The organism is Rahnella selenatireducens (assembly GCF_046449555.1).
GTDB lineage: Bacteria > Pseudomonadota > Gammaproteobacteria > Enterobacterales > Enterobacteriaceae > Rahnella > Rahnella selenatireducens.
Genome location: NZ_JBKEZJ010000056.1, coordinates 1 through 419 on the forward strand (window position 1 = coordinate 1; position 419 = coordinate 419).

The 419-nt window shown below is 60.9% G+C and carries 1 pseudogene; it reads right to left on the minus strand.

The annotated features are described in order from the left end of the window. A pseudogene (locus ACLBVC_RS24800) lies at positions 1 to 419 on the minus strand (hypothetical protein); the annotation flags it as partial.

Sequence of the window (419 nt, forward strand, 5' to 3'; positions counted from 1 at the left end):
TGTCGGTGACGCGGGTCTGGTTTTTGCTGTATTCAAACTGATAGCTCAGGCCGCCGGGATTGACCTGAGAAATGACTTTTGCGGTGGCGTCGTACACGTAGCGCGTGGCCGGGCGTCCGGCATAGCGGTGAGCGACCATCAGGCCGGTGCCGGAAAGTTCCGGATGCCAGTCAAATTCCCGGACCACTTCGCCCGCGCGGTCACAGACGGTTTTTAGCTCGCCGCGCACGGTGTAGTCGTAGCGCACCAGCGGTTTTGAAGGTAAATCCGGAAACGCGATATCCTTCGTCAGCCAGACGGCGGAAAGCCGCACGCCAGAATCTTCGCCCCAGCCGGAATTCAGTGCGGGTTTGAAATCCGGCAGCGTCATCAGTTCAAGGCGAAAGCGCCGCCCGCCGCTGTCGGTGACGCCGGTGATC